This is a genomic window from Caulobacter sp. (assembly GCF_049283275.1).
Classification (GTDB): domain Bacteria; phylum Pseudomonadota; class Alphaproteobacteria; order Caulobacterales; family Caulobacteraceae; genus Caulobacter.
The window spans coordinates 1-3,991 of record NZ_JBAPVS010000016.1 but is presented as its reverse complement, the minus strand read 5'-3'; the positions used below and the strand labels follow the sequence as shown (position 1 = coordinate 3,991).

The window sequence follows — 3,991 nt, the reverse complement described above, 5'->3', positions numbered from 1 at the left end:
CAAGCGTCCGAAGTAAGGAATAGAAGAAGATGTCCCGCCGCCGTCGCGCCGAGAAACGCCAAGTCCTGCCGGATCCCAAGTTTGGAGATCTGATTGTCACGAAGTTCATGAACTACGTGATGTACGAGGGCAAAAAAGCCGTCGCCGAAAACATCATCTATGGTGCTTTCGACATCCTGGAAAACAAGCGCAAGGACCAAGGTCCGCTTGAGACCTTCCACTCCGCCCTGGACAACGTCGCCCCGGCGATCGAAGTCCGGTCGCGTCGCGTTGGCGGCGCCACCTATCAGGTGCCTGTGGAAGTCCGTCCGGACCGTCGCCGCGCCCTCGCCATCCGCTGGCTGGTGACCGCCGCCCGCAAGCGCGGCGAGAACACCATGACCGAAAAGCTGGCCGGTGAGCTGCTCGACGCCTCCAACAACCGCGGCACCGCGGTGAAGAAGCGCGAAGACACCCACAAGATGGCTGAAGCCAACCGGGCGTTCTCGCACTACCGCTGGTAACCTTTCTTACCAGCACTCTTTCAGGCGCGGGCGGTTTGAGATAAACCGCCCGCGCCGCACGTTTAAATGTCCCCGCCCCAGATTGGGGCTGGGCTGTCACGCAGAGCTAGATCCATGGCCCGCCAGCATAAAATCGAAGACTACCGTAACTTCGGCATCATGGCGCACATCGACGCCGGAAAGACGACGACGACGGAGCGGATCCTGTATTACACGGGTAAGTCGCACAAGATCGGCGAAGTTCACGACGGCGCCGCCACCATGGACTGGATGGACCAGGAGCAAGAGCGCGGCATCACGATCACGTCGGCCGCGACGACCGCCTTCTGGAAAGACAAGCGCCTCAACATCATCGACACCCCAGGCCACGTCGACTTCACCATTGAAGTCGAGCGCAGCCTGCGCGTCCTGGACGGCGCCGTGGCGGTGCTGGACGGCAACGCCGGCGTCGAGCCGCAAACCGAAACCGTCTGGCGCCAGGCCGACAAGTATCGCGTTCCGCGCATCGTGTTCGTCAACAAGATGGACAAGATCGGCGCCGACTTCGACAAGTCGGTCGAGTCGATCCGCGACCGCCTGGGCGCCAAGGCTGTTCCGATCCAATTCCCGATCGGTTCGGAATCCTCGCTGAGCGGCCTGGTCGACCTGGTCCGCATGAAGGCCGTGGTCTGGGACAACGACGCCCTGGGCGCCAACTTCCGCGACGAAGAAATCCCCGCCGACCTGATGGCCAAGGCCGTGGAAGCCCACGCCTATCTGGTCGAAGCCGCCGTCGAAATGGACGACGAGGCGATGGAAGCCTATCTGGGCGGCGAAGAGCCCTCGGAAGCCGTGCTGAAGAAGTGCATCCGCAAGGCCGTGCTGACCGGCGCCTTCTATCCGATCCTCTGCGGCTCGGCCTTCAAGAACAAGGGCGTGCAGACGCTGCTGGACGCCGTGGTCGACTACCTGCCGTCGCCGCTGGACATCCCGCCGACCAAGGGCATCGACTTCAAGACCGAAGAAGAAGTCGTGCGTCGGGCCTCGGACGAAGAGCCCCTGTCGGTTCTGGCGTTCAAGATCATGGACGACCCCTTCGTCGGTTCGCTGACCTTCTGCCGCATCTATTCGGGCAAGCTGGAAACCGGCATGGGCCTGCTGAACGCCACGCGCGACAAGCGCGAGCGGGTCGGCCGCATGCTGCTCATGCACTCCAACAACCGCGAAGACATCAAGGAAGCCTATGCCGGCGACATCGTCGCCCTGGCCGGCCTGAAGGACACCCGCACGGGCGACACCCTGTGCGATCCCCTGAAGTCGCCGGTCATCCTGGAGCGCATGGAATTCCCCGCGCCCGTCATCGAGATCGCCGTCGAGCCCAAGTCCAAGGCCGACCAGGAAAAGCTGGGCGTCGCCCTGCAGAAGCTGGCCGCCGAGGATCCGTCCTTCACCGTTTCGACCGACTTCGAAAGCGGTCAGACGATCCTGAAGGGCATGGGCGAGCTGCACCTGGACATCAAGATCGACATCCTGAAGCGGACCTACAAGGTCGAAGCCAACATCGGCGCGCCGCAGGTGGCCTATCGCGAAAGCCTGGGTAAGAAGGTCGACATCGACTACACCCACAAGAAGCAGACCGGTGGTACGGGCCAGTTCGCCCGCGTCATGATCACGTTCGAACCCGGTGAACCCGGTTCGGGCTTCATCTTCGAAAGCGCCATCGTCGGCGGCGCGGTGCCGAAGGAATACATCCCCGGCGTCCAGAAGGGCCTGGAGTCCGTCAAGGACAACGGCCTGCTGGCCGGCTTCCCGCTGATCGACTTCAAGGCGACCCTGACGGACGGCAAGTACCACGACGTCGACTCCAGCGTGCTGGCGTTCGAAATCGCGTCGCGCGCCGCCTTCAAGGAACTGCGTGAAAAGGGCGCTCCCAAGCTGCTCGAGCCGATCATGGCCGTCGAGGTCGTGACCCCGGAAGAGTATCTGGGTTCGGTGATCGGCGACCTGAACGGTCGTCGTGGCATGATCCAGGGCCAAGACATGCGCGGCAACGCCACGGTGGTGAACGCCTTCGTGCCGCTGGCCAACATGTTCGGCTACGTGAACACCTTGCGCGGCATGTCTCAGGGCCGCGCCCAGTTCACCATGCAATACGATCACTACGAGCCGGTGCCGCAACACGTCGCCGACGAAGTGATCAAGAAGTACGCGTAAGCTTTTTCCTCGGAAAAAGCCTACACGAAGTCAGGAGAGGGTTCCGTCAGGAGCCCTCTCAGCCACACCCCAGAAATTCCCATCAATTGAAGGCCCCTCTGGGGTCCTGGAGCTAAGAAAATGGCCAAGGAAAAGTTCGAACGTAACAAGCCGCACTGCAACATCGGCACGATTGGTCACGTTGACCATGGCAAGACGACGTTGACGGCCGCGATCACCATCATTCTGGCCAAGACCGGTGGTGCGACCGCGAAGAACTACGCCGACATCGACGCTGCGCCGGAAGAAAAGGCCCGCGGCATCACGATCAACACCGCGCACGTGGAATATGAGACGGCCAACCGTCACTACGCCCACGTCGACTGCCCCGGCCACGCCGACTATGTGAAGAACATGATCACCGGCGCCGCGCAGATGGACGGCGCGATCCTGGTGGTGTCGGCCGCCGACGGCCCGATGCCCCAGACCCGCGAGCACATCCTGCTGGCCCGTCAGGTCGGCGTGCCGGCCCTGGTGGTCTACCTGAACAAGGTCGACCTGGTGGATGACGCCGAGCTGCTCGAGCTGGTCGAGATGGAAGTGCGCGAGCTGCTCTCCAGCTACCAGTTCCCGGGCGACGACATTCCGATCACCGCCGGTTCGGCCAAGGTGGCCATCGACGGCGGCGACCCCAAGATCGGCGAACAGTCGATCCTGGCGCTGATGCAGACGGTCGACGACTACATCCCGCAACCGGCCCGTCCGCTGGACCTGCCGTTCCTGATGCCGGTCGAAGACGTGTTCTCGATCTCGGGCCGCGGCACCGTGGTCACCGGCCGGATCGAAAAGGGCATCGTCAAGGTCGGCGAGGAAGTCGAGATCGTCGGCATCCGCCCGGTTCAGAAGACGGTGTGCACCGGCGTCGAAATGTTCCGCAAGCTGCTGGACCAAGGCCAGGCCGGCGACAATGTCGGCGTGCTGCTGCGCGGCACCAAGCGTGAAGACGTCGAGCGCGGCCAAGTGCTGTGCAAGCCCGGCTCGATCACGCCGCACACCAAGTTCACGGCCGAGGCCTATATCCTGACCAAGGAAGAAGGCGGCCGCCACACGCCGTTCTTCACCAACTACCGTCCGCAGTTCTACTTCCGCACCACCGACGTGACCGGCATCATCCGCCTGCGCGAAGGCGTGGAAATGATCATGCCGGGCGACAATGCCGAGCTGGACGTCGAGCTGATCACCCCGATCGCCATGGACCAAGGCCTGCGCTTCGCCATCCGCGAAGGCGGCCGCACGGTCGGCGCCGGCGTCGTCGC

General features: G+C 63.1%; 3 protein-coding genes. All 3 read left to right on the top strand.

Annotated features, from left to right (window positions below; all coding sequences use genetic code 11):
- The first annotated feature begins 29 nt into the window (after positions 1-29).
- Positions 30-503: a 30S ribosomal protein S7 gene (rpsG, locus tag WAL33_RS00895; protein ID WP_007661568.1), complete on the top strand. Its 474-nt coding sequence runs from the start codon at positions 30-32 to the stop codon at positions 501-503.
- A gap of 114 nt (positions 504-617) precedes the next feature.
- Positions 618-2,696 (top strand): elongation factor G, encoded by a 2,079-nt coding sequence (gene fusA, locus WAL33_RS00890; RefSeq protein ID WP_422177576.1) that lies wholly within the window; start codon positions 618-620, stop codon positions 2,694-2,696.
- Between the two features lie 120 nt (positions 2,697-2,816).
- A partial coding sequence (gene tuf / locus WAL33_RS00885; RefSeq protein WP_422177574.1) for an elongation factor Tu occupies positions 2,817-3,991 on the top strand: 1,175 nt, incomplete at its 3' end.

What these genes read in the sequence shown, in the direction of transcription:
- rpsG (WP_007661568.1), top strand. Translation starts at nt 30, where the DNA reads ATGTCCCGCCGCCGTCGCGCCGAGAAACGCCAAGTCCTGCCGGATCCC.
- fusA (WP_422177576.1), top strand. Translation starts at nt 618, where the DNA reads ATGGCCCGCCAGCATAAAATCGAAGACTACCGTAACTTCGGCATCATG.